Annotated in this window: 32 protein-coding genes and 1 tRNA gene; 6 read left to right on the forward strand and 27 right to left on the reverse strand. The window is 67.3% G+C overall.

Going from position 1 to position 18,118, the window contains the following annotated elements:
* Positions 1-22: 22 nt before the first annotated feature.
* The 16 genes from CQ042_RS11190 to CQ042_RS11265 all read right to left on the reverse strand — a co-directional run bounded on the left by CQ042_RS11190 (position 23) and on the right by CQ042_RS11265 (position 7,959).
* Complete coding sequence (locus tag CQ042_RS11190; RefSeq protein ID WP_146115383.1) at positions 23-505, reverse strand: hypothetical protein; 483 nt, start codon at positions 503-505, stop codon at positions 23-25.
* 129 nt (positions 506-634) lie between these two features.
* Entirely contained in the window at positions 635-889 is a 255-nt protein-coding gene (locus tag CQ042_RS11195; RefSeq protein WP_105670563.1) for a hypothetical protein, read from the reverse strand.
* Positions 889-1,158 (reverse strand): hypothetical protein, encoded by a 270-nt coding sequence (locus tag CQ042_RS11200; RefSeq protein ID WP_105670564.1) that lies wholly within the window; start codon positions 1,156-1,158, stop codon positions 889-891. The genes CQ042_RS11195 and CQ042_RS11200 overlap by 1 nt, the downstream gene beginning before the upstream one ends.
* 18 nt (positions 1,159-1,176) lie before the next feature.
* Positions 1,177-1,473 carry an HNH endonuclease gene (locus tag CQ042_RS20825; protein ID WP_105670565.1) on the reverse strand — a complete coding sequence of 99 codons (297 nt, stop codon included), beginning with the start codon at positions 1,471-1,473 and terminating at the stop codon, positions 1,177-1,179.
* Between the two features lie 656 nt (positions 1,474-2,129).
* Complete coding sequence (locus CQ042_RS11215; RefSeq protein WP_105670566.1) at positions 2,130-2,450, reverse strand: hypothetical protein; 321 nt, start codon at positions 2,448-2,450, stop codon at positions 2,130-2,132.
* Positions 2,447-2,860 carry a hypothetical protein gene (locus CQ042_RS11220; RefSeq protein WP_105670567.1) on the reverse strand — a complete coding sequence of 138 codons (414 nt, stop codon included), beginning with the start codon at positions 2,858-2,860 and terminating at the stop codon, positions 2,447-2,449. Before CQ042_RS11220 ends, CQ042_RS11215 begins: the two co-directional genes overlap by 4 nt.
* Complete coding sequence (locus CQ042_RS11225) at positions 2,857-3,297, reverse strand: hypothetical protein (protein WP_105670568.1); 441 nt, start codon at positions 3,295-3,297, stop codon at positions 2,857-2,859. The genes CQ042_RS11220 and CQ042_RS11225 overlap by 4 nt, the downstream gene beginning before the upstream one ends.
* Before the next feature lie 212 nt (positions 3,298-3,509).
* Entirely contained in the window at positions 3,510-4,451 is a 942-nt protein-coding gene (locus CQ042_RS11230; RefSeq protein WP_219844847.1) for a hypothetical protein, read from the reverse strand.
* Between the two features lie 107 nt (positions 4,452-4,558).
* Entirely contained in the window at positions 4,559-5,023 is a 465-nt protein-coding gene (locus CQ042_RS11235) for a single-stranded DNA-binding protein (RefSeq protein WP_105670569.1), read from the reverse strand.
* A complete protein-coding gene (locus CQ042_RS11240; protein WP_105670570.1) occupies positions 5,023-5,391 on the reverse strand; it encodes a hypothetical protein in 369 nt (122 codons plus the stop codon). Before CQ042_RS11240 ends, CQ042_RS11235 begins: the two co-directional genes overlap by 1 nt.
* Complete coding sequence (locus tag CQ042_RS20475; protein WP_181157542.1) at positions 5,388-5,564, reverse strand: hypothetical protein; 177 nt, start codon at positions 5,562-5,564, stop codon at positions 5,388-5,390. The genes CQ042_RS11240 and CQ042_RS20475 overlap by 4 nt, the downstream gene beginning before the upstream one ends.
* Positions 5,548-6,201, reverse strand: coding sequence for a hypothetical protein (locus CQ042_RS11245; RefSeq protein ID WP_219844848.1), 654 nt, complete (start codon positions 6,199-6,201; stop codon positions 5,548-5,550). Before CQ042_RS11245 ends, CQ042_RS20475 begins: the two co-directional genes overlap by 17 nt.
* 366 nt (positions 6,202-6,567) lie before the next feature.
* Positions 6,568-6,810: a hypothetical protein gene (locus tag CQ042_RS11250; protein ID WP_105670571.1), complete on the reverse strand. Its 243-nt coding sequence runs from the start codon at positions 6,808-6,810 to the stop codon at positions 6,568-6,570.
* On the reverse strand, positions 6,807-7,109 hold the full coding sequence (locus CQ042_RS11255; protein ID WP_105670572.1) for a hypothetical protein: 303 nt from the start codon (positions 7,107-7,109) through the stop codon (positions 6,807-6,809). Before CQ042_RS11255 ends, CQ042_RS11250 begins: the two co-directional genes overlap by 4 nt.
* Positions 7,106-7,558, reverse strand: coding sequence for a hypothetical protein (locus CQ042_RS11260; RefSeq protein ID WP_146115384.1), 453 nt, complete (start codon positions 7,556-7,558; stop codon positions 7,106-7,108). The genes CQ042_RS11255 and CQ042_RS11260 overlap by 4 nt, the downstream gene beginning before the upstream one ends.
* 2 nt (positions 7,559-7,560) lie before the next feature.
* Entirely contained in the window at positions 7,561-7,959 is a 399-nt protein-coding gene (locus CQ042_RS11265) for a hypothetical protein (protein WP_105670574.1), read from the reverse strand.
* A gap of 27 nt (positions 7,960-7,986) precedes the next feature.
* Here CQ042_RS11265 and CQ042_RS11270 point away from each other — a divergent pair, with 27 nt between their 5' ends.
* Positions 7,987-8,577 carry a hypothetical protein gene (locus CQ042_RS11270; RefSeq protein ID WP_105670575.1) on the forward strand — a complete coding sequence of 197 codons (591 nt, stop codon included), beginning with the start codon at positions 7,987-7,989 and terminating at the stop codon, positions 8,575-8,577.
* Here the strand turns inward: CQ042_RS11270 and CQ042_RS11275 are convergent.
* From CQ042_RS11275 to CQ042_RS11305, 7 genes are all read right to left on the reverse strand, one after another.
* The gene (locus tag CQ042_RS11275) at positions 8,537-8,971 is read right to left on the reverse strand and encodes a hypothetical protein (protein WP_105670576.1); all 435 of its coding nucleotides are present in this window, start codon (positions 8,969-8,971) and stop codon (positions 8,537-8,539) included. The genes CQ042_RS11270 and CQ042_RS11275 overlap by 41 nt on opposite strands.
* Positions 8,971-9,747: a hypothetical protein gene (locus CQ042_RS11280; protein ID WP_105670577.1), complete on the reverse strand. Its 777-nt coding sequence runs from the start codon at positions 9,745-9,747 to the stop codon at positions 8,971-8,973. Before CQ042_RS11280 ends, CQ042_RS11275 begins: the two co-directional genes overlap by 1 nt.
* Positions 9,737-10,723 carry a hypothetical protein gene (locus tag CQ042_RS11285; protein WP_105670578.1) on the reverse strand — a complete coding sequence of 329 codons (987 nt, stop codon included), beginning with the start codon at positions 10,721-10,723 and terminating at the stop codon, positions 9,737-9,739. The genes CQ042_RS11280 and CQ042_RS11285 overlap by 11 nt, the downstream gene beginning before the upstream one ends.
* Before the next feature lie 2 nt (positions 10,724-10,725).
* Positions 10,726-11,013, reverse strand: coding sequence for a hypothetical protein (locus CQ042_RS11290; RefSeq protein WP_105670579.1), 288 nt, complete (start codon positions 11,011-11,013; stop codon positions 10,726-10,728).
* A gap of 64 nt (positions 11,014-11,077) precedes the next feature.
* Positions 11,078-11,827 carry a phage antirepressor KilAC domain-containing protein gene (locus tag CQ042_RS11295; RefSeq protein WP_105670580.1) on the reverse strand — a complete coding sequence of 250 codons (750 nt, stop codon included), beginning with the start codon at positions 11,825-11,827 and terminating at the stop codon, positions 11,078-11,080.
* Positions 11,824-12,264, reverse strand: a complete 441-nt coding sequence (locus CQ042_RS11300) for a hypothetical protein (protein ID WP_105670581.1) — start codon at positions 12,262-12,264, stop codon at positions 11,824-11,826. The genes CQ042_RS11295 and CQ042_RS11300 overlap by 4 nt, the downstream gene beginning before the upstream one ends.
* Complete coding sequence (locus CQ042_RS11305) at positions 12,261-12,452, reverse strand: hypothetical protein (RefSeq protein WP_105670582.1); 192 nt, start codon at positions 12,450-12,452, stop codon at positions 12,261-12,263. The genes CQ042_RS11300 and CQ042_RS11305 overlap by 4 nt, the downstream gene beginning before the upstream one ends.
* 129 nt (positions 12,453-12,581) lie before the next feature.
* On the opposite strand from CQ042_RS11305, the gene CQ042_RS11310 reads away from it, so the two are divergent.
* The gene (locus CQ042_RS11310; RefSeq protein WP_105670583.1) at positions 12,582-12,959 is read left to right on the forward strand and encodes a hypothetical protein; all 378 of its coding nucleotides are present in this window, start codon (positions 12,582-12,584) and stop codon (positions 12,957-12,959) included.
* Between the two features lie 95 nt (positions 12,960-13,054).
* Here CQ042_RS11310 and CQ042_RS11315 read toward each other — a convergent pair whose 3' ends face one another.
* Together CQ042_RS11315 and CQ042_RS11320 are read right to left on the reverse strand one after the other, a co-directional pair.
* Positions 13,055-13,291: a helix-turn-helix domain-containing protein gene (locus CQ042_RS11315; protein ID WP_105670584.1), complete on the reverse strand. Its 237-nt coding sequence runs from the start codon at positions 13,289-13,291 to the stop codon at positions 13,055-13,057.
* Complete coding sequence (locus CQ042_RS11320; RefSeq protein ID WP_105670585.1) at positions 13,288-13,521, reverse strand: helix-turn-helix domain-containing protein; 234 nt, start codon at positions 13,519-13,521, stop codon at positions 13,288-13,290. The genes CQ042_RS11315 and CQ042_RS11320 overlap by 4 nt, the downstream gene beginning before the upstream one ends.
* A gap of 103 nt (positions 13,522-13,624) precedes the next feature.
* Between CQ042_RS11320 and CQ042_RS11325 the strand changes: the two genes are divergently transcribed.
* The 3 genes from CQ042_RS11325 to CQ042_RS11335 all read left to right on the forward strand — a co-directional run bounded on the left by CQ042_RS11325 (position 13,625) and on the right by CQ042_RS11335 (position 15,642).
* Positions 13,625-13,963: a helix-turn-helix transcriptional regulator gene (locus tag CQ042_RS11325; RefSeq protein ID WP_105670586.1), complete on the forward strand. Its 339-nt coding sequence runs from the start codon at positions 13,625-13,627 to the stop codon at positions 13,961-13,963.
* A gap of 72 nt (positions 13,964-14,035) precedes the next feature.
* Positions 14,036-14,479 (forward strand): ImmA/IrrE family metallo-endopeptidase, encoded by a 444-nt coding sequence (locus CQ042_RS11330; protein WP_105670587.1) that lies wholly within the window; start codon positions 14,036-14,038, stop codon positions 14,477-14,479.
* A complete protein-coding gene (locus CQ042_RS11335; protein ID WP_105670588.1) occupies positions 14,479-15,642 on the forward strand; it encodes a site-specific integrase in 1,164 nt (387 codons plus the stop codon). Before CQ042_RS11330 ends, CQ042_RS11335 begins: the two co-directional genes overlap by 1 nt.
* A gap of 81 nt (positions 15,643-15,723) precedes the next feature.
* Here CQ042_RS11335 and CQ042_RS11340 read toward each other — a convergent pair.
* Positions 15,724-15,796: transfer RNA gene (locus tag CQ042_RS11340), tRNA-Thr, on the reverse strand.
* Positions 15,797-15,837: 41 nt separating this feature from the next.
* Positions 15,838-16,782, reverse strand: coding sequence for a thioredoxin domain-containing protein (locus tag CQ042_RS11345; protein WP_105670589.1), 945 nt, complete (start codon positions 16,780-16,782; stop codon positions 15,838-15,840).
* Between the two features lie 228 nt (positions 16,783-17,010).
* Here CQ042_RS11345 and CQ042_RS11350 point away from each other — a divergent pair, with 228 nt between their 5' ends.
* Positions 17,011-18,114 (forward strand): ABC transporter ATP-binding protein, encoded by a 1,104-nt coding sequence (locus tag CQ042_RS11350; RefSeq protein ID WP_105670590.1) that lies wholly within the window; start codon positions 17,011-17,013, stop codon positions 18,112-18,114.
* Positions 18,115-18,118 lie beyond the last annotated feature (4 nt).

Here is an 18,118-nt window from a genome sequence, read left to right on the forward strand (position 1 = left end):
ACGAAGCCGAGCCGGCCGGGTGCTACGCCTTCTTGCGGGCGGCGCGCTTGGGCGCCTCCGGGTCGTCGTCGATGCCACTGGTACCCCCGCTGTAGAACAGGCGGCGCAGCTCGTCGAGCTCGTCCCGCTCGCGAGGCCGTGCGGCTGCGATCAGCGCGTCGAGGTTCTCGGTGTATCGCGCTGCGAGTCCTGCCCGCTGCGGGATAGCCATGGGTGCGTCGAGGTCGCGGGCGAGCTGCAGAACGAGCGCGGCACGCCACTTCGCAGACTCCGGAATCGTGAGCCCGCGGAGCACCGCGCGAGCGGCGTCCTCGTTGCTGATGTCGAAGTCATCGGCCGGCGCATCTGTCCCGCCTCGTGTCCCACCTTCTGTCCCGCCGTCCGACTTCCCGCCAGGACCAATCTGAGGGAGCGCAGCGAGCTTCGGCTTCTCCCGTGCGGCCGCGCGCTGGCGGCGTTTCCGCTCGCGCTCACGCTGCCGCTTCTCCTCGGGAGTCATGGCCATGATGACCACCTCCCGATGGTGGGACATGGGACACTGCCGTCCGGAGGGGGATAGATCACTGCCGGTGCTCGTCTTTGGGGCACAGCGGTAGAGATTTCGAGGCCCCTACCCCTGTGCGCGTGTGCCCTCTCAGTCTGTGAACTCTCCGGACTGGATGCTGTCTTCGACGGCGGCCTCGAACGCGTGAGCAGCGGCTCCGATGCGACGCGTGAGGTCGGCTGTGTCCATGGTGAACGTGATGCCGACACCTGGTGTGTGCGTCATCTCGACCGGGACTCGCATGTCGAGGTCACCGTGACCGACCTCGACGAGAGTGTCCTCACGAATGCCAGCATCGACACGCAGTCGGACCTTGATGCCGAGGGACGCAGGCCAGGCGGTCATCAGCCGGCGCTCGCTGCACCCTGATCGACCGGGGCGTCCGCGGGTGCGGGTACCTGCGGTTTCGGTGCGCTCTTCGCCTTGGAGGTGCGCGCCGTCTTCGGTGCGGTCTCCTCGGCCGGCTTGGTGTTCGGCTGCCACGTCACGGACTTCTCGTTCACTTTGTAGTGACCGTCCGTGTCGCCGTGGTGGGTGAACGTCTTCTGGGTCTCGTGGACGATGACGGTGCGCCCGTCGAGCGGTCCACCCTGAGCCTTCAGCTTGCGTGCCATGATCGTGTCCTCTCGGAGTCACCAGACCTCGGACGGATCGCCGAGGCCGGGGCGCGCGTCGCCAGCGCCCTTGTTCCTGTTGCACCGCTTGTGCGACGGCTGCCCGTTCGCGGGGTCGTCAGCGAGCTCAGGGTGCGTCTTGATCGATTGCCGGTGGTCGTACTCGAATGAGTCCGGGTCGGTGCGAGGCAGGTTCGTGTCGATCGCCTCGCCGCACAGTGCGCACGGGAGGTTGTGCTCAGCGGTGAGCTTCCGCAGATCAGCGCGGTTCTTCCGGTGCTGAGCGGTAGACCGGCCAGGTACACCAGCAGCCACGGATCGACCCCCGCTCGAGAGCGTCCGGCTCGCTCAGCCCACGCGCGAGGTATGTGCGCCGCAGCGAAGGCGAGCCGGAAGACGATGCTCTCCACCGAGGACTCGAACCTCGACCTCGCGGACCAGAACCGCGCGCCCTGCCGTTAGGCCAGCGGAGATCAGCAGCGGAGCGGTCACTCACCCGCGCATCATGTGCGGTAGTCCGGATGCCTCCAGTGCCTCCACCCGAGAACGACGAAAGCCCCGCCAGATCGGCGAGGCTTCGGGTCATAGTTCAGGTGCAAGCACAGCTTAACACACCATCTGGACACGTTTGACACATTTCTTTGGTCAGATGAGATCAATCCCGGTCGCTCCGCACAAAAGCTATCCACAAGAGATCGAGGGCCTGTCGTGGAGGAGTCGTAACGTGAAAGCACCTGCAGCGACGAGGCGACAGGTAGAACGGGGAAGCTCATGAAGTGCCAGGAATGCGGATCCACCAACGTCGAGCAGAAGTACGAGCCGGCGAGATACACGCGGTCAGCGCGGACACGGGTGACGTGCGGCGCCTGCGGATTCGAGCGACACTACGCAGGGCCGCCCATCGCCAACGGGTGAACACATAGCGAAAGCCCCGGACCTCTGAGCGAGGTCCGGGGCTCTTTGCCGTGCGCTCAGCCCTGCACAGCGGCACCTGCAGTCGTTCGCGCCTCGTCCGTGACGAGCGGCATGAGTGCCTTCACCAAGCACTCGCCATGGAAGTCCCACCGCCACTCTCGGTAGTCACCCTGCGGCGCACCGCTGGCCCGGTCGCCGCCTCGCTTCCGCCAAAACACGAACGCCTTCTTCTTAGGCTCGCGTGGGCCGCTCGCGCTCAGCGGGGCGTGGCCGATGTTCAGCGCTGACCAGTCACGATGACCGTAGGTGTCCACCGGCTTGCCGCACAGATCGCACACCTGCACGCTCTGGGTTGTCGGCCTCATCTGCTCGCTCATCGCTCTACCTGCCCTTCCTCAACGGCGTCCCAGCGGTCGATGATCGAGCGGAACAGCACTCTCTCCTCGCCCCGCTCGGGATGCGTCGCGGTCCACCACAGCGCCTGGCCGTCGTGGAAGTGGATCTCGGTGTCCGGGTGGACGGCTTGCTCGTCGTGCGACCAGAGGATCACCGTCTCGCCGTCGCTGACCGACCACTCGTAGTCGATGAAGCCGTCGGGGTCGCAGAACGGGCACGGGATGTCACCCTCACGGAAGTCGGCGTCGGCGTCGCAGAGGCCGTGCCCCTGGTAGCCGCCTTCCCACGTGACCACGGAGGCGCACACGGTGTCCGGGTAGCTCGCACCGAATGCGGACCACTGCAGAGTGCCAGGGCACTCCTCACGGCCCGGTAGTGTCTCGACGCTCATCGCACACCCCCAGCCCGCACCAGGCGGTGCACGCGGCCTTCCGCTGCGGCGATGGTGAACTCGACCGGGTTCCATCCTCGGACCGGGTCGAAGACCTCTCCGCTCTCATGGACGTACGCGATCTCCGTCGTGTTCTCCGGCATCTTGAACCACTCGAACCAGCCCACGCCCGCGTCGGACGGTTCGCCCTGCGGCTCCGGGCGGGCTACACGATCCTCCGGAGGCGTGTAGACGTCCGCGGGCCGATCGTGCACGCGATCCCAGTCGGCGCTCGGCTCTGGCACCTCGGGATGGCCCAGAGCAGCCATAGCGCGATCGATGATCTCGATGCGGCGCGCGACGTCTCCGCCGCTCCACCCGCGGAGCGTGTACAGATCGCGGAGCAGCGCTTCCCGCTCGTCGCCGGTCGGGTTAATTCCCTCAGAGTGAATAGCCATTGGCTAATTCCCAATCTGTGCATGCTTGCGTGGGCGGCCGCGACGCGACCGCATCTTCTTCTCAGTGGCAAGGACGTCCGCCGCACGGAAGCGGCCGGCGAGCGGTTTCAGGTCACCGGACTCCACCCACCGGCGGATACGCCGCTCAGCAGACGCGAGCGCCGCATCACCCTGGATACGCTTCGCGGCCTCCGTGAGAGTCAGCCAGGTACTCATGCAGCCTCTCCCCTCTTCTGCGCTGCGACGGCGAGCACGTCGTCCTGCCAGTACCGGCCCATCTGCGGTGCGAGAAGGTTCTGCGTCACCCAGTTGCGGACCGTGCCCGTAGTGCGCTCCACGAGGCGTGCAGCATCCGCGAGGGTCAGCCAGCGCGGGTCATGCGGTCGCACCTCGGCCGGGGCCGGCTCCGCGAACACCGACGCCCACAGGCCGCCGTCGTCCTTCGAGTTCGCTTCCCAGTCGCAGTCCTCGGTCGTGCACCGATACCGGGAGGGGCGGCCGTTGCGGCCAGGCTGAATCCGGACGGCCATCAGGTCGCACACCGGGCATGCGGCCTGCGCCCACCGGGGTGAGTCTTCGAGCGGCCAGCGCACGGCGGCATCCGCGACCGTCCACACGTCCGGGGCATCCTTGTGCACGACCATCACGCCCTCACAGAGCGAGTAGACCTGATGCGAGTCGTTCGCCAGGCGGTCGAGGTCCTCGAGGATCACATCGACGGCGAGCTGCACCACATCATGCGCGGCATCCGCCATCGCACCGGCCGGGAGACCAGCACCGGGCCGGTCCTCCCCCGCGACGTGGTTCGCCCACATGTTCAACGTCGTCGTGATGTCATTCGATGCGTCGATCAGGTCAGCAGCCACGGGAGCCGGGATCTCGATCGACGACGACTGCACCCGGATCCGATCGAACACCGCGGCCTTCGTCGGGTCTGCGATCGAGCGGAGGTGACCGACGATGTCCGCAGCATCCTCGAGGTGCCGGCGCAGACTCCGGTAGCAGCGCTCACAGATCAGCACCCCGTCCCGAGCATCGACCTGCGCGCATCCAGGGCACGGGTTGTCCCCCTTGTAGTCCTCGCCGTTGCGGTCGCAGACCGCGAAGTGCTCGCCGCGCCGGAGGCATCCACGGATGCAGTAGCGGTCAGACATGCTCCACCTCCACTCGATCGGTGCAGACGCAGTCGACCTCCTCATCCGGATCACGGGACACGATCAGCGACAGCTTCCCGTGGCACCACTTGCAGGTGTCCTCATCCTCAGAACGGTGTGTCATCTCCCCATGCCCCCTCTGCTGACGGTTCCGTGGTCGCCCACTGCTCCTCGTTCGACGGCTGCGCCGCTGACCCCTTCGCGTCGGCCGTCCGGGCGGTGCGGGTGACCTGCGCCGTCGCGTACCGGAGACTCGGGCCGATCTCATCGACCTCGAGCTCGATCGCCGTGCGCTGATTGCCCTCGCGATCCTGGTAGGAGCGATGACGGAGGCGGCCCTGAGCGATGACACGCATGCCCTTCGTGAGCGACCCGGCGACGTGGTCAGCGAACTCCCGCCAGACGGACGCCCGGAGAAACAGCGGGTCGCCGTCCTTCCACTCGCCGTCCTTCATCGTGCGGGGCGTGCTCGCGATGGTGAAGTTCGCCACCGGGAGGCCGTTCTGCGTGAAGCGCAGTTCGGGGTCGGCGGTCAGGTTGCCGACGACGGTGATCACGGTCTCGCCGGCCATCAGCGCACGCCCTCAGCGGCTTGGAGAGCGGCGGCGACCGGGTTATGTTCGGCCGCGACGTCGAGCCACCGCTCGCGATCCTCCGGGGCATCAGGAATGCCGTCGACCCCAGACACGCACCAGCCCGCCGAGCAGCAAGGGCACGTCTCGCACGCACCGCTGCCGCATCCGTCCTCGCAACACCAGACGCCCTCGCTTCGCGCCTCGTCGATCAACTCTTTGAGGCTGGTGGCCTCGCTCACATCGTCGAGCGTCACCGGCTCGGTGCTGCGGTACTCCCATCCCGGCATCAAGTGCCCGTGGTTCAGAACGTCCTCAGGTGTGCCGGTGACGGTGTTGCCGTCCTCGTGCTCGATCGTGATCCTCATGATGCTGTTCTCCTCTGAGCCGCGACCATCGCGTCGCGGCGGATCTTGTATGCGGTCTCTCGTGGCGTTTCGTCGGCCTCAGCCAGTAGCCGAAGCCGGAACGTGCGGTCCTTGGCGAACCTCATCGCCGTGAGGACGATGAAGCCGGCGAGAGCGTCAGAATGGATCTCCACCCCAGGCCTCCTCTGTCTCTTGGGTCTGCTCGTACTCGGTCATCTGCAGCGTGTAGCGCTCCTGCGCGAGCCAGCGATCGTGGCGGCGGCGGTACGTGCCGCAGGGTCCGCAGTCCTCCCGGCGACCGCTGGGGTGGTCCGGGCATCCGATGGGCGGAGCATCGAGCAGCAGAGGCCGGCGGGGCGGCCGTGACCGGGTCTCCTGCTCCCGCTCCCACGACTCCCACTCCCCCGACCGCTCGGCACCCTCGGATCGCACCCTCGCCCGCGCCCGCTCGCCCGCTCCCCCCACAGCCGCGAACGTTCGCGAATGTTCGCGTGGCGGCTCCGGAGCATCCGACGACGCGAGGCGCGCATCCACGCGCAGCGGGCGCCGAAGCGCGATCCACTCCGACCCGCGCTCCTCGTAGATCGTCAGGAACCCGGAGTCCGCGAGCATCAGCAGATGATCGACGACCAGATCCGTCGCCGCTTCGCCCGGATAGATCGCGGCGGCGATCAACTCCGGCACCAGCTCGCACCGACCGAGCGGGTCCGTCGCCGTTGTCCACAGCCCCATCGCTGTCGGCTTCGCCTCGTGCGGCGCGCGCAGGTAGCCCGGCCACCGCATGTCCTCCGCGCTGATCCGCCGCTGCACGCTCCTCGTTGACACCCTGATCGCTTCCCTTCGCAAACCCTTCGAACACCAGATCGATCGCGAGCTGCAGGTGCTCGTCGTCGACCTCGAAACACTCCGTCCACCCGCGGCCACGGAACAGCAACCGCCGCGCCTCGAGCTCCGAGGCGAACGCCTGCGGGAACCAGCGACGCAGCATCCGCAGCGCCTCCGTCTCCCACGACGCATCCGTGCCCCGCGCGAGCACCACGACCTGTCCGCCCGAGACGGTCATCTCCTGCACGCGGGAGAATCGCCAGGCCCGGCCGACCTTCAGCACGTGACGTCCCGGGCCGTGTTCGTCCGCCCAGACGACGACATACGTCATCGCGAACTTCGGCATCGCGCTCATCGCTTCCTCGCCTTCTTCACGGGCGTGAAGTCGCCGCGGCGATGCCGGTGCGACTCGGTCGTCTTGGAGCAGAGGCCGAACGTGTCGAGGCGGTACACCGTCTGCCCGCAGAGGCGGCACTGCGGCCAGCCCTCGTGCATCATGGCGACGATCCTGAGACGCTCGAGCGTGACCTCACGGTTCGGCGTCCACTCCTTCTCCTCGGCCTCAGTCGGCGCGACGGCGAGCACGGCGCTCATGCGGCGTCCTCGATGAGCTCGGCCTCGCGCTGCCGCTGCCACGCACGCTCGAACTTCGCGAACGTGATCCGCGGGTGCTTCTCCCAGTGCTCGATGAGCTCCTCAGAGGCGTACGCGAGCGCGCGGGTCTGGTTGCCCATGAACAGCGAGAACGGGTCGATACCCTTCTCCCGACCGCGAGCGTTCAGCATCGCGCCGCGCGTGGCCTCCTCCGCGGCGACGAACAGCGCATAGAGGGTGTCGTCGTACTCGGCGCGGCACTCCCGCCACGCGTTGAATGCCTCGCTGATTATGCTCACCGCTTCACCTCCGGTCGCACGCTTCGGATCTTCTCGAAGGGAACCCGGTCGACCCAGGAGTAGCCGGTCTCAACGGACACGGTCTTCGCGTTGATCTTGCGCACCTGGCGCCACGAGATCCCGTCGTGGATGAACTCGGCGCCGGTCAGGTCGTCGCGCGTGAAGTGCACTCGCTCCGCTTCAGCGATCCGCCGCTCGAGCGACCGGACTCGGTGCGACCACTTCTGGATGCGCTCGTCGGCCTCCTGATGTGCACGGTAAGCACGATCATGGGCACCGCGAACCTGACCTGCGGCCCTCTGATTGCCGGATCCGCCGAAGCCGGGGATGCCGCCGCCCATCTCGTGCGCGGAAGCCGATAGGCGCTCGGCCTGCTCTTTGGCGTGCTGTGCCGCCTTGAGCCGATCGCGCGAGTACGTGAGCTTTGCCCGCATTTCGTCCGTCGTCATGTTCATGCGATCGCCTCATGCCAGGCCAGCCACTCAGCGCCGTAGACACTGCAGCCCATCTCCATCGCGACGGCACGAGAGATCCGGATGCGGACCACGCCCTCGAAGCGGTACCACGCCATCTCGATCGGGTAGAAGACCGGCACGCGCTCCGGGTGAGTCACCCAGCGGCGGACCTTCCACCCGAATCGGAGCGCCTGAGCCTGCAGTGCGCCCTCGCAGGCGGCATTGCAGAACGCGCAGAGCGAGAGGCCGTCGACGGGCGAGGGGACGTTCTTCGAGCCGCCCATGCCGACCGCTCGGCGGTGCTGGAACGTGAGCACGAGCACACCGCATGCAGCGCATCGGCGCTCGTCGCGCTGGTAGACCGCGTTGCGAGTCTCCGTCGTCGGCGCGCTCATCGGGTCACCCCCGATAGAGTGCGGGGCATGTTCACCACGCCGATCACAGTCGTTGTCGAGCAGCCCCTCGACCTCGTGGGTTCCGTGCTCGTCCCCGCCGCCGCGATCATCATCAGTGCGCTCATCGCGGTTTCGATCGCGCGCGGTGAGCGCCACGCTGCCCGGCAGGAGCGCAAGGACGTCGCTCTGGCGAACCTGATGCTGGCGCTGACGATGGTGGACGCAATCGCAACTGATCGCGCGAATCGTGCAGAACGGAACCGGAGGGTGACAGACTTCGTGGCTGCCGCCAACGTCGCGGAGTCTGTGTTCAGCAAGGACGAGTATCCGGTACTCGAGCTGGTTGTTGCGATCGTGCTGCGAGACGCAAACCGGGGGCGCGCACAGCTCTCGTACGCGGCTTCGGCGGCCCTGATGCTCCTGAGTGATTGGAAGCACGGCGAGGTCGATACCGCGGAGATCCAGCGACATCTCGATGAGCTGACGGACTGGGAGCGCGGATTCGTGGCAAAGGATTGGCGCGCGCTCTTGAACAGAGCGGCCGGGAAGCCAGCACGGATGGATCTCGTGTCGACGCTCATCGGTGCGCTCCGAACTGCGCGGCGATCGCGCGGTTGATGTTGAGCATCGAGTTGACCTTCGTGCGCAGGGCGCGCTCGGTGCCGGCGGCGTAGTGATACTCGGCCTTGACGTTGTGCCATGCCTCGAGTTCGTTCTGCGCGTCAGTGTCGGCCATCGCGCGCGCGAAGGTCGCGGGGACGTTGTTGCGGCCGTAGTGGGCGAGCTGCGTCTGCTTCTTCGCGATGTAGGCGCGCTCGGCGTTGTAGCGGCGGGCGTTGATCTCGAGCATCACGTCGGGCAACTTCTCCATCAGCCCGACCGTTTCGCGGATGAAGTACTCCATCTCAGTCGGGTTGGTGGGCTGGTAGTCGAGCAGCTGCGCGCCCGCCTTGATGGCGAACGTCGCGGCTTCGGTCGTCATGACCTCGCCGGTCACGGGGTTCGTGTACATCAGCGGCGCCCCTTCTTGCGGCGCGCAGCACGGCGGTCGGCGCGGTTCTGCGGCGGCAGGTAATCCCGCGGCGCGGGCCGCTCGGCAGCCGCGGGCGCGGGCGCGGGCGCGGCTTCAGGTTCGGGCGTCGACGCGCTGGTGTGATCGAGCGCCCAGGCGGATTCGACGATCGCCTTGCGGCGGGCGCGCAGGGCGCGGTGACGAGCGGTGCCGGCGGCGTTCGGGGTGAAGGCGCGTGCGGCGCGGGCATCCGTTTCGACCTGGTCGATCTGCTCGATGGTCTCGGCGGCGGCGATCTCCGCATCCCAGTCGCGCGCGGCGGGCGCGTCCGCCGCTGCCTGCGGCGCGACGTCCGCGGGCAGGTCGCGTTCGTCGATCTCCTCCTCGATGCGGAGGTCGCCGAGAAGGTCACGGAACGTCTGCCGGAAGGCGACCATGCGCACGGTGCGGCCGAGGTGGCGCATCGGCGATCGGTCCCACTTCGCGGACCATTCCTCGGACGCGGCGGGGTATTGCTCGGACCAGCGGATCGTGACCGTTGTCGGGATCCGGACGCCCTTGCGGTGGACCTCGACGCGGGCGAACTCCGGGTGTGCGATCTCGACACGGATCGGGGATCCGTCGGCGGCGAACTCGATGGTCGGCGCCCACGCCTGCACCCAGGTCACGCCGTCGTCGGAGAACTCGACCGGCCCGGTGCCGTCCCACTCACCCGAGGCGTGCACGATGTGCTCGACCTCGCCGATGGTCTTCTTCTCGATGAGTTCAGTCGACATTCTCGACCTCCTGGAATCGCAGCGACGGCGCCTTCGGCGTCGTCTTCGGGTAGTGCTTCTTCGCGGTCGCCTCGAGCACGGCGAGCTCCGTGCGCAGGCGCTGCGCTTCGGCGTGCGTTTCGGGGGCTTCGGTCTTCCACCTGGCCTCGTCGATCGACACGGTCGACGACGGGATGAGCTGGAAGCCGCCTGCCTCGCCCATGGCGATCGCGCCGAAGCGCGCGGCGTGCGGATAGTTCCCGGCGATCGCCTCCCGCAGTGCGGCGCTTGCGGTCTTCTCCGCGGCGGCCGCTTCGTCGAGAGCGCGCTTCGCGGGCGCCCACTCGTCGAGCGCCTTCTGCACGTCGGGGTGCAGGTCGTCGACGTCAGGGCATCCGGCGTCCCACCAAGCGAGGAACTGCTCGGCACGGTAGAGCAGGAACGCGAGCAGCTCGCGGTGCTCCTCGTCGTCCGGGAGGAACTGCCACTCGGCGCCGCCCATCGGAGGCATGTCGTCCTCGTCGCGCACCTCGGCGCCGTAGAGGGCGAGCTCCGCGCCGAGCACGAACCGCTGCAGCACGAGCTGCGCGCGATGATCCATCGGGAACGGGTCGCCCTTGTAGCCATGCTCGTGAGACTTCACCTCGACGACGCAGAGCTTCCCGCGCAGTCGGCCCGTGGCGTCCGGGGTCGCACGGATCCGCTCGTTCTGCAGCGACGCCCAGAGTGCGCTGTTCGGGGTGACCTCGTCGAGGAAGTCATCGGCCTCCTCGATGAGGGCGGCCTCGCGCGCGGATCCGGCGCGGGTGGCCTTCGTGCCACCAAACGTCGAGCCGTTCATCTTCTGCTCGAGGATGCGTCGCCACGTCTTGATTCCGCCGCGGGCGATCGCCCAGATCTCGGATGCGGTCGGCCCTTGACCGCGCTCGAGCATCCACACGGCGCGGGGTGCGTCTTCGGGGACGACGAGGCGGGACGTCGTGATCTGCGGGGTCATGGTCAGTCCCTCCCGGGGGTGAATGCGGCGACGAAGATCGCCAGGCTGATGAGGACGCCGAGGTCGGCGCCGTTGATGATGGGATCCGCGGCCGGGACGCCGCAGACTGCGGCGAGCGCGAGGCCGGTGACCAGCAGCACCCAGCGCCACGGGGCGAGCGGCCACATGCCGCGGCGCTCCGGGACGATCGGAGTCGTGCGGGTGATGACACTGACGTGCGTGCCCGCGGGGCGCGGAGTGAAGTCGTCCACCGGGACGACGTTCTCGTCGGTATCCTGTGACTGAGGCATGTGCTTGCCTTTCGTTCTCGGTGGGGCGTCCGTTGCAGCGGGCGCCCCGCTTTCGTGTGCGGGGTCAGTGGGTGAGTGCGCCGGCGCCGAGGCGGACGCGGAGGCGTTCGATGCCCTTCGGGGTGATGCGCACCTGCGGGGCTGCAGGCTTGAGATCGCCGGTGTCGCGGTCGCGGTACGGGGGCATCGCGCGGACCTTGAGGTATCCGGCGTCGACCGCCTTCGCGTACGGGGTCCACCGCTGCTTCTCGCCGCGGTAGATCCAGCCGAGCTCGTGGAGTGTGTCGAACAGGCGCTGCGGGCCGGTCTCGATGCCCGCACGGGAGAGCATCGGGGCGACGTCGCGGACCGCGTAGTCGGTGCCGGCGTCGGCGATCTCTTCCCATGCCTCTGCCATCGGTGCGAGCACGGCGATCTGCTCGTCCTTGCGGGCGATGATCTCCTGCGCCTGGACAACGGCGCGCGCCATCAGCTGCTCGGGCGTCTCGGGCACGATGTAGGCGCCGGTCCGGCGGATCGACGGCAGTACCTCATGCGTCACCCAGCGGCGGAACTCGCGGACCTTCGGCGATCGACTGATGAGCATCAGAGCGAACAGCCCGGCCTCGCTCACGATCGCCATCTGCTGGCGGCCACCAAGGGTGTCCACGGCCGCGGACGCCCTTTCGTCGCTGTCGAGCTGCGCGGTGGCGTCGCGGTACTTCGTGATACCGAGCACGTCGCACGCATCCTTCGCGACGAACCAGGGCTCGCCGTCGAGCACGACGGTGCGAACGGGCGCACCCTCGAAGTGGAATCCAGTGATGGCACTCATCGCGCTCCCCCGAACAGCAGATTGGCGAACAGGTTCTTGACGCCCTCAGCGCGCGCGGCGTGCCACTCAGCGTCCGCGCGCTCGATCACGAGCGAACGCATCGCGGCGAGCACCACGTCGAAGTCGAGCGAGAGGTACTCGCTCCGGTTGCCATCGCCGCCGAGCGCGATCAACTCACGCTCATTGGCGCGGGCGTTCTCGCACGCCTCCGTGACCGCGATTCGTCCGAGTTCATGTCCGTGTGCGCGAGCAGCCCGAGCGTGTGCCTGGATGCGCTTGCGCGGCTGCTCGGTGATCCCGACCTTGACGCCGACGTTGCCGACCTCGATCACGTAGACGTGCTTCTCGACGCCTGCGAGTGGTGCAGCGCCGAGCGCCTCGATGTGATGCGTCATCGATCCGAAGTCCGCGAAGTTGAACACCTCGAGCGCGCTCATGCCGGATCCGCCTCAAGGCGCGAGATACCGAAGGCGACGAAGCCGCAGAGCGCGGCGGCGGCGAGCGCACCGATCGCGAGGATCAGGAGCAGCAGCCCCCAGGGGGCGAGCACGCAGGCGACATAGACGAGCGTTACACCTACGGCGGCATACCCGACCGCGACCACCCACAGCATGAGGCTGAGCACAGACCGGGAGTATGAAGGCGCGTCCGGCGCGGGCGTTGCGAGAACCGCATCCGCGCCGGACGCTTCCCCTACGATCAGGTCAGAGACCCCGGACGGTAGGACGTCCGAGGCACCTTTCGAAGGAGAACCATGAGCACTCTGACCGCTGACAGCAGCATCACCATCGATGGATTCACCATCACGGCCCCCGCGCCTGTGATCATGCTCTGGGAACGGGTGATTGCCGCGGCCGGTAGTCGCGGAGAGACGATCTGGATTCGCACCGAGGACGGCAGCGAAGTGAAGAGCGTCCTCGTTCGCCCGAGTTCCGCCGTCATCTCCACCCTCGCTCGTCCGGAACAGTCGGGCGATCTCTCGCTCGACAAGGCGACCAACAGCAATCTCGCTGCCCTCGTCGACCGCTACATCAAGCCGAACATCGGAGCCTGGGATCTTGCGAAGGCTCTCGGGATCGACGCTGAGATCCGCGCCAACCACGCGACGGAAAGCACGGCGGAGGACGCCTGAAGTCGCCTTAGGCTCGGCGGTATGGATATGACGCGGGAAGAACGAATCATGGCCGCGGCCATCATCATGCGGGACGCTGTCGAGGAGATGCTCGCTCATGAGGCCACCGCCTCAGGGTCGGTGACGCGCGTTGCGAGCCACGCGTCGAGATCGACCGGGTAGAACACATTGAGAGCGCCCTGCTTGAACTTCTTCGGGCCTGTCTTGGCCGCGAGGTGATTTCGCAGAGTCTGGTAGGCGATCCCGCAGTACTTCGCAGCATCGCGAGTCGTGAGGACCGGACCGCGCCGAGCGCCGGAGTGAACAGGCGCGGCCTGCGTCGCGTCGCTCATGATGCGATCGCCTCCACGAAGAAGTCGTGCGGCAGCAGTGAGGAGGCGGGGACGCGAAGCGCTACCGCGATTCGACGCACTTCGCTAACCGTGAAGTCGGCCCCGCCTTCGAGCTTGCGGTTGAGGGTTGTGAGAGCAATCGCCGCCTTCCGCGATACCCATGAAGGGGTTCGCTCGGCGGCATCCATTGCGGCCTTGATGAGCGATGCAACTTCCTGCGCGGTGTTCATACGACGACCATAGGTCTGCGTCCGAACACCTGTCAACTCCAAGCGAAAACTAAAATCCCATTTTGACTACTATGAGTGCCCAATGCGGTGATATGGTTCTCGCATGGAGACCACCGGAGACGAGTTCAACGCCGCCGTAGCAGCGGAGCTTCGCGCCCAGCGCGGCCGTGTTCAGATCACAATCGACGCGCTTGTGCGCGAGACGCGACTGTCGAAGAGCGCCGTCCTGAACTACCTCAATGACAAGCGCGACATCCCCATGCATGCGCTGTTCTCGCTCTGCCGCGCCCTCGGCATTTCGCCCGCAGAAGTGATCGACATCGCCGAGCGAGTCGTTGGATCCGCAAATGTCGCTGGTCGCCGAGATGATTACGGCCTCGTGGCCAACGACTCGATCAATGAGTTCCCCGATGGTCACGACACTGACTACGACCACGCATGACCGGAGGGGTCACACCATGAACGAGAAGCATCTACGCACCATCCATCGCACCATCCCGATGGGTCTTCCCTGATGCCGCTCGCTGCTTGGAACCTCGCCGCCGACCTTGGCCTCGAAGTCCGCGAAAAGCGTGGAGTCCACCGCAGCGGGTACGCGCCCGAGTCGAACCACATCGATCTGACGCCGGGGATGCGGGGACGCGTCCTGAATGGCGTGATGCATCACGAGATCGGGCACCATGTTCTAGGCCATCTCCCGACGGACTTCGGTCCGATCCGCAAGCGCCAGGAACGCGACGCGAATCTCTGGGCCGTGCAGCGGCTCATCACCCCCGCTGCATACGCGGAGGCGGAGCGAGCTCGCGACGGACACATCACGTCGATGGCGATCGACCTCAACGTCCCGGACGAGTTCGTCGTGATCTATCGCAGCACACTCTTGCGCACGGACCTCGCAACCTATGTCCGTCCACGGATGGGCCTCGCGCAGTTCGCGCATCGGGTCGAGGCCGGCTGATGCCTCGCCCGCCGCTCGAGCTGGAGACCTGGGGGCGGATCCGCCGGGCGACCGTGAAGGGCAAGCCGACCGCGATCGCGTATTACCGCGACTCGGACGGGATCACTCGGCTGATGCAGCGCAGCGGCCGCACCGGCGCGGACGCCGAGCGCAATCTCGTCAAGGCGCTGAAGAAGCGGCTCGCGCCGGCGAGCGAGATCCTCACGCCCGACTCCCTCGTGAGCGACCTCGCGACGGCATGGCTGGACACGAAGACGCGTCTCGCCGAGGGATCAATTCGGATCTACATGAACGCGATCGAGAAGCACATCGCACCGGGCCTCGGTTCCGTGCGTCTGATCGAGGTGACCGTGCCACGTCTGGACCGGTTCATCACGTCGCTGACGAAATCGTCGGGCGCGGGGTCGGCGACGACGGCGCACGTCGTGCTCCGAGGAATGTTCACCCTCGCCGCCCGTCACGGCGCAGTACGGCCCAACCCGATGACCGACGTCCCCGCGCCCGAGAAGGCGAAGCGCGTCGCGAAGCGTGCCGCACCAAACCTCGACGTCGTGCGCTCGATGCGCGCACGCTTCGAGGAGTGGGACGCCGGCACTGAACCGCGTCCCGAGGACGATCGCCGACGGCGGCGTCCGCGCGCGAGCGAGCTGCTCGACACCACCGACATGATCATCGGCAGCGGCATCCGCACCGGCGAGCTGCTCGCCCTGCAGTGGGATCAGCTCGACCTTGATGCGAAACGCGTCACGATCCGCCGGACGATCGCGCAGGACCGCGACGGGAAGTTCTTCGTGCAGGAGTTCACGAAGTCGGATGCCGGTTATCGCGAGTTGGAGCTTCCCGACCATGTCGTCGATATGCTGCTGCGCCGTCGCGTCGCGTCGTACTCGGCGTTCGTCTTCGCATCGAGCGTCGGCACGTTCCGCCATCCGAACAACTACCGCACCTCCTGGCGCGAGGCGCTGCGCGATACGCCCTGGAAGGGCACGACGCCGAAGAGCTTCCGCAAGACGGTCGCGACGGTGATGCGCGACGAGCTCGGCATCCAGGCCGCGAAGGAGCAGCTCGGCCACGAGGACGAGCGCACCACGCGCCTGCACTACGCCGACGAGGTGCACCGCGGCCCTGCTGCCGGACTTGTTCTGTCCAAGCTGTTCACCTGAAAACCATGGATAAACAACGAATCGCCCCGACTCCACGAAGGAGCCGGGGCGATTTTCTTTGTTCTGACCTGGTGTTTCTTGAGCCGACTACGGGACTCGAACCCGTAACCCCCGTATTACAAGTACGGTGCGCTACCAATTGCGCCAAGTCGGCGGATGCCACCAGCTTAGCGATGGCATCGGGCCTGCTCCGACCTACGGAGCGGGCGTGGACGACGCCGTCGGCGTCGGGGACTGCGTCTCGCGGGACGCGTCGCTGGCGACGCTGAGCACGAACTGCGAGAACTCGGCGGGGTCGTCGAGGGCACCGACGTACGCTTCGCCGTTCGCGACGACCATGGGGGCTGCCGTCAGCACCAGGTCCTTGGAACCGGCGAGGGGCCCGTCGAGCGCGCGCGTGGTCGCGTCCTTCGCCCAGCCGACGAAGTCGCCGTCCTCGATGCAGGAGCGCACGGCCTTCGGGTTGTCGACGCCGACGGCGCCGGCGAGGTTGGCCAGCTCCTCATCGGAGAAGCCATCGCTGCCGACCTCGGGCTGGTCGTCGAGCAGGTCGTGGTTGAACGCGTAGAACTGCGCGGGCGAGTGGGTGGCGACGCACGCCGCCGCGGCCGCGGAGCGCAGCGAGTACTTGGTGCCGTTCGAGCTGGCGGTGAGCAACGCGACCGGGTGGTAGCTGACCGTGACCGCACCCTCGTTGATCCACCCGGCGAACTGACGGGCGTTGGCGCGCTCGAACTTTCCGGCGTCCGGAGACAGGTAATCGACGTAGACGTGGATGTCGACCTTCTCGGAAGCCGTGGGCTCCGGGGTCGGTTCGGTGGGGGTGCCGGCCTCGCTCGTCTCCGGGGCCGGAGTCGCCGGGAGCTCATCGGACCCCGCGACGGCGGTGATGTCCGTCACGACGACACCGTCCGACTGCATCCCCGTGGGGGTGAGTCGGGGCTTCGACACCTGCGACGACACCGCAAGAGTCACCGCGGTGCCGATCGCGCCCACGGCGACGACCGCGACGGCGCCGATGATGATCCGTCGCATGAGGCGCGCCCTCGACTGCTGGGCGTGCACTTTCTGTGCCTTCTCCCGCACGGCCTCGCGGGAATTGCGAGGCGTGGGGACGTTCGGCGTTTCGTCGCTCGACATCGTTCCTCTTGTGTCTCCGGGGGTCCGGGTTGGCCCCTACCGCCGCTCAGCAACGATCGCCGCTGAGCACGGCCGAGTTCGATGCTAGCCAGTGAGGCTGAGAAATACCCAGGTACCGCCTTTCATGTCATACTGATCCCGACCCAATGACGGGTCACGGTGGCTCATCCCACCGCTTCATCACTACGGATCGTCCGGCACGTACCTGCCGGTGAAGGAGAAACAGCAATGGCATCTGTGACTTTCGACGAGGCCACCCGCCTCTACCCCGGCGGAACCCGTCCGGCCGTCGACAAGCTGAACCTCGAGGTCGGTGACGGCGAGTTCCTCGTTCTCGTCGGTCCTTCCGGTTGCGGTAAGTCCACGTCCCTCCGCATGCTGGCCGGCCTCGAAGAGGTCAACGCCGGCCGCATCCTCATCGGCGACCGCGATGTGACCGACGTTCCGCCGAAGGACCGCGACATCGCGATGGTCTTCCAGAACTACGCGCTGTACCCGCACATGACCGTCGCCGAGAACATGGGCTTCGCGCTCAAGATCGCCGGCGTCGGCAAGGAAGAGCGCGCCGCTCGCGTGCTCGAGGCCGCCAAGCTCCTCGACCTCGAGCCGTACCTGACCCGCAAGCCGAAGGCCCTCTCGGGTGGTCAGCGTCAGCGTGTCGCCATGGGCCGCGCCATCGTGCGTCAGCCGCAGGTGTTCCTCATGGACGAGCCGCTGTCGAACCTCGACGCCAAGCTCCGCGTCCAGACGCGTACGCAGATCGCGTCGCTGCAGCGTCGCCTCGGCGTCACCACGGTCTACGTCACCCACGACCAGACCGAGGCGCTCACCATGGGCGACCGCATCGCGGTCCTCAAGGACGGCCTGCTCCAGCAGGTCGGCTCGCCGCGTGACCTGTACGAGAAGCCGAACAACGTCTTCGTGGCCGGCTTCATCGGCTCGCCCGCGATGAACCTGTTCGCCGCCGACCTCGCCGACGGCGGAATCCGCTTCGGCTCCGAGATCGTCCCGCTCGATCGCGACACGGTGGGCCGTGCGAACGGCAGCCAGGTCACGGTCGGCGTGCGCCCGGAGGACATCACGGTCGGACCGGCCGACGGCAAGGGCCTGCCCGTCGTCGTCGACCTGGTCGAGGAGCTCGGCGCGGACGGCTACCTCTACGGCCACACCGAGATCAACGGCAAGCGCAGCGACATCGTCGCCCGCGTCGACGGCCGCAGCCACCCGAACGCCGGCGAGACGGTCACGCTCGCCGCGAACGCGGGCCACGTGCACGCGTTCGACATCGAGTCCGGCGAGCGCCTGAACGACAAGCCGGTCGTCTCCGCCTGATCGG

Origin of the sequence: Microbacterium sp. MYb62 (assembly GCF_002979475.1) — a bacterium.
Taxonomy (GTDB): domain Bacteria; phylum Actinomycetota; class Actinomycetes; order Actinomycetales; family Microbacteriaceae; genus Microbacterium.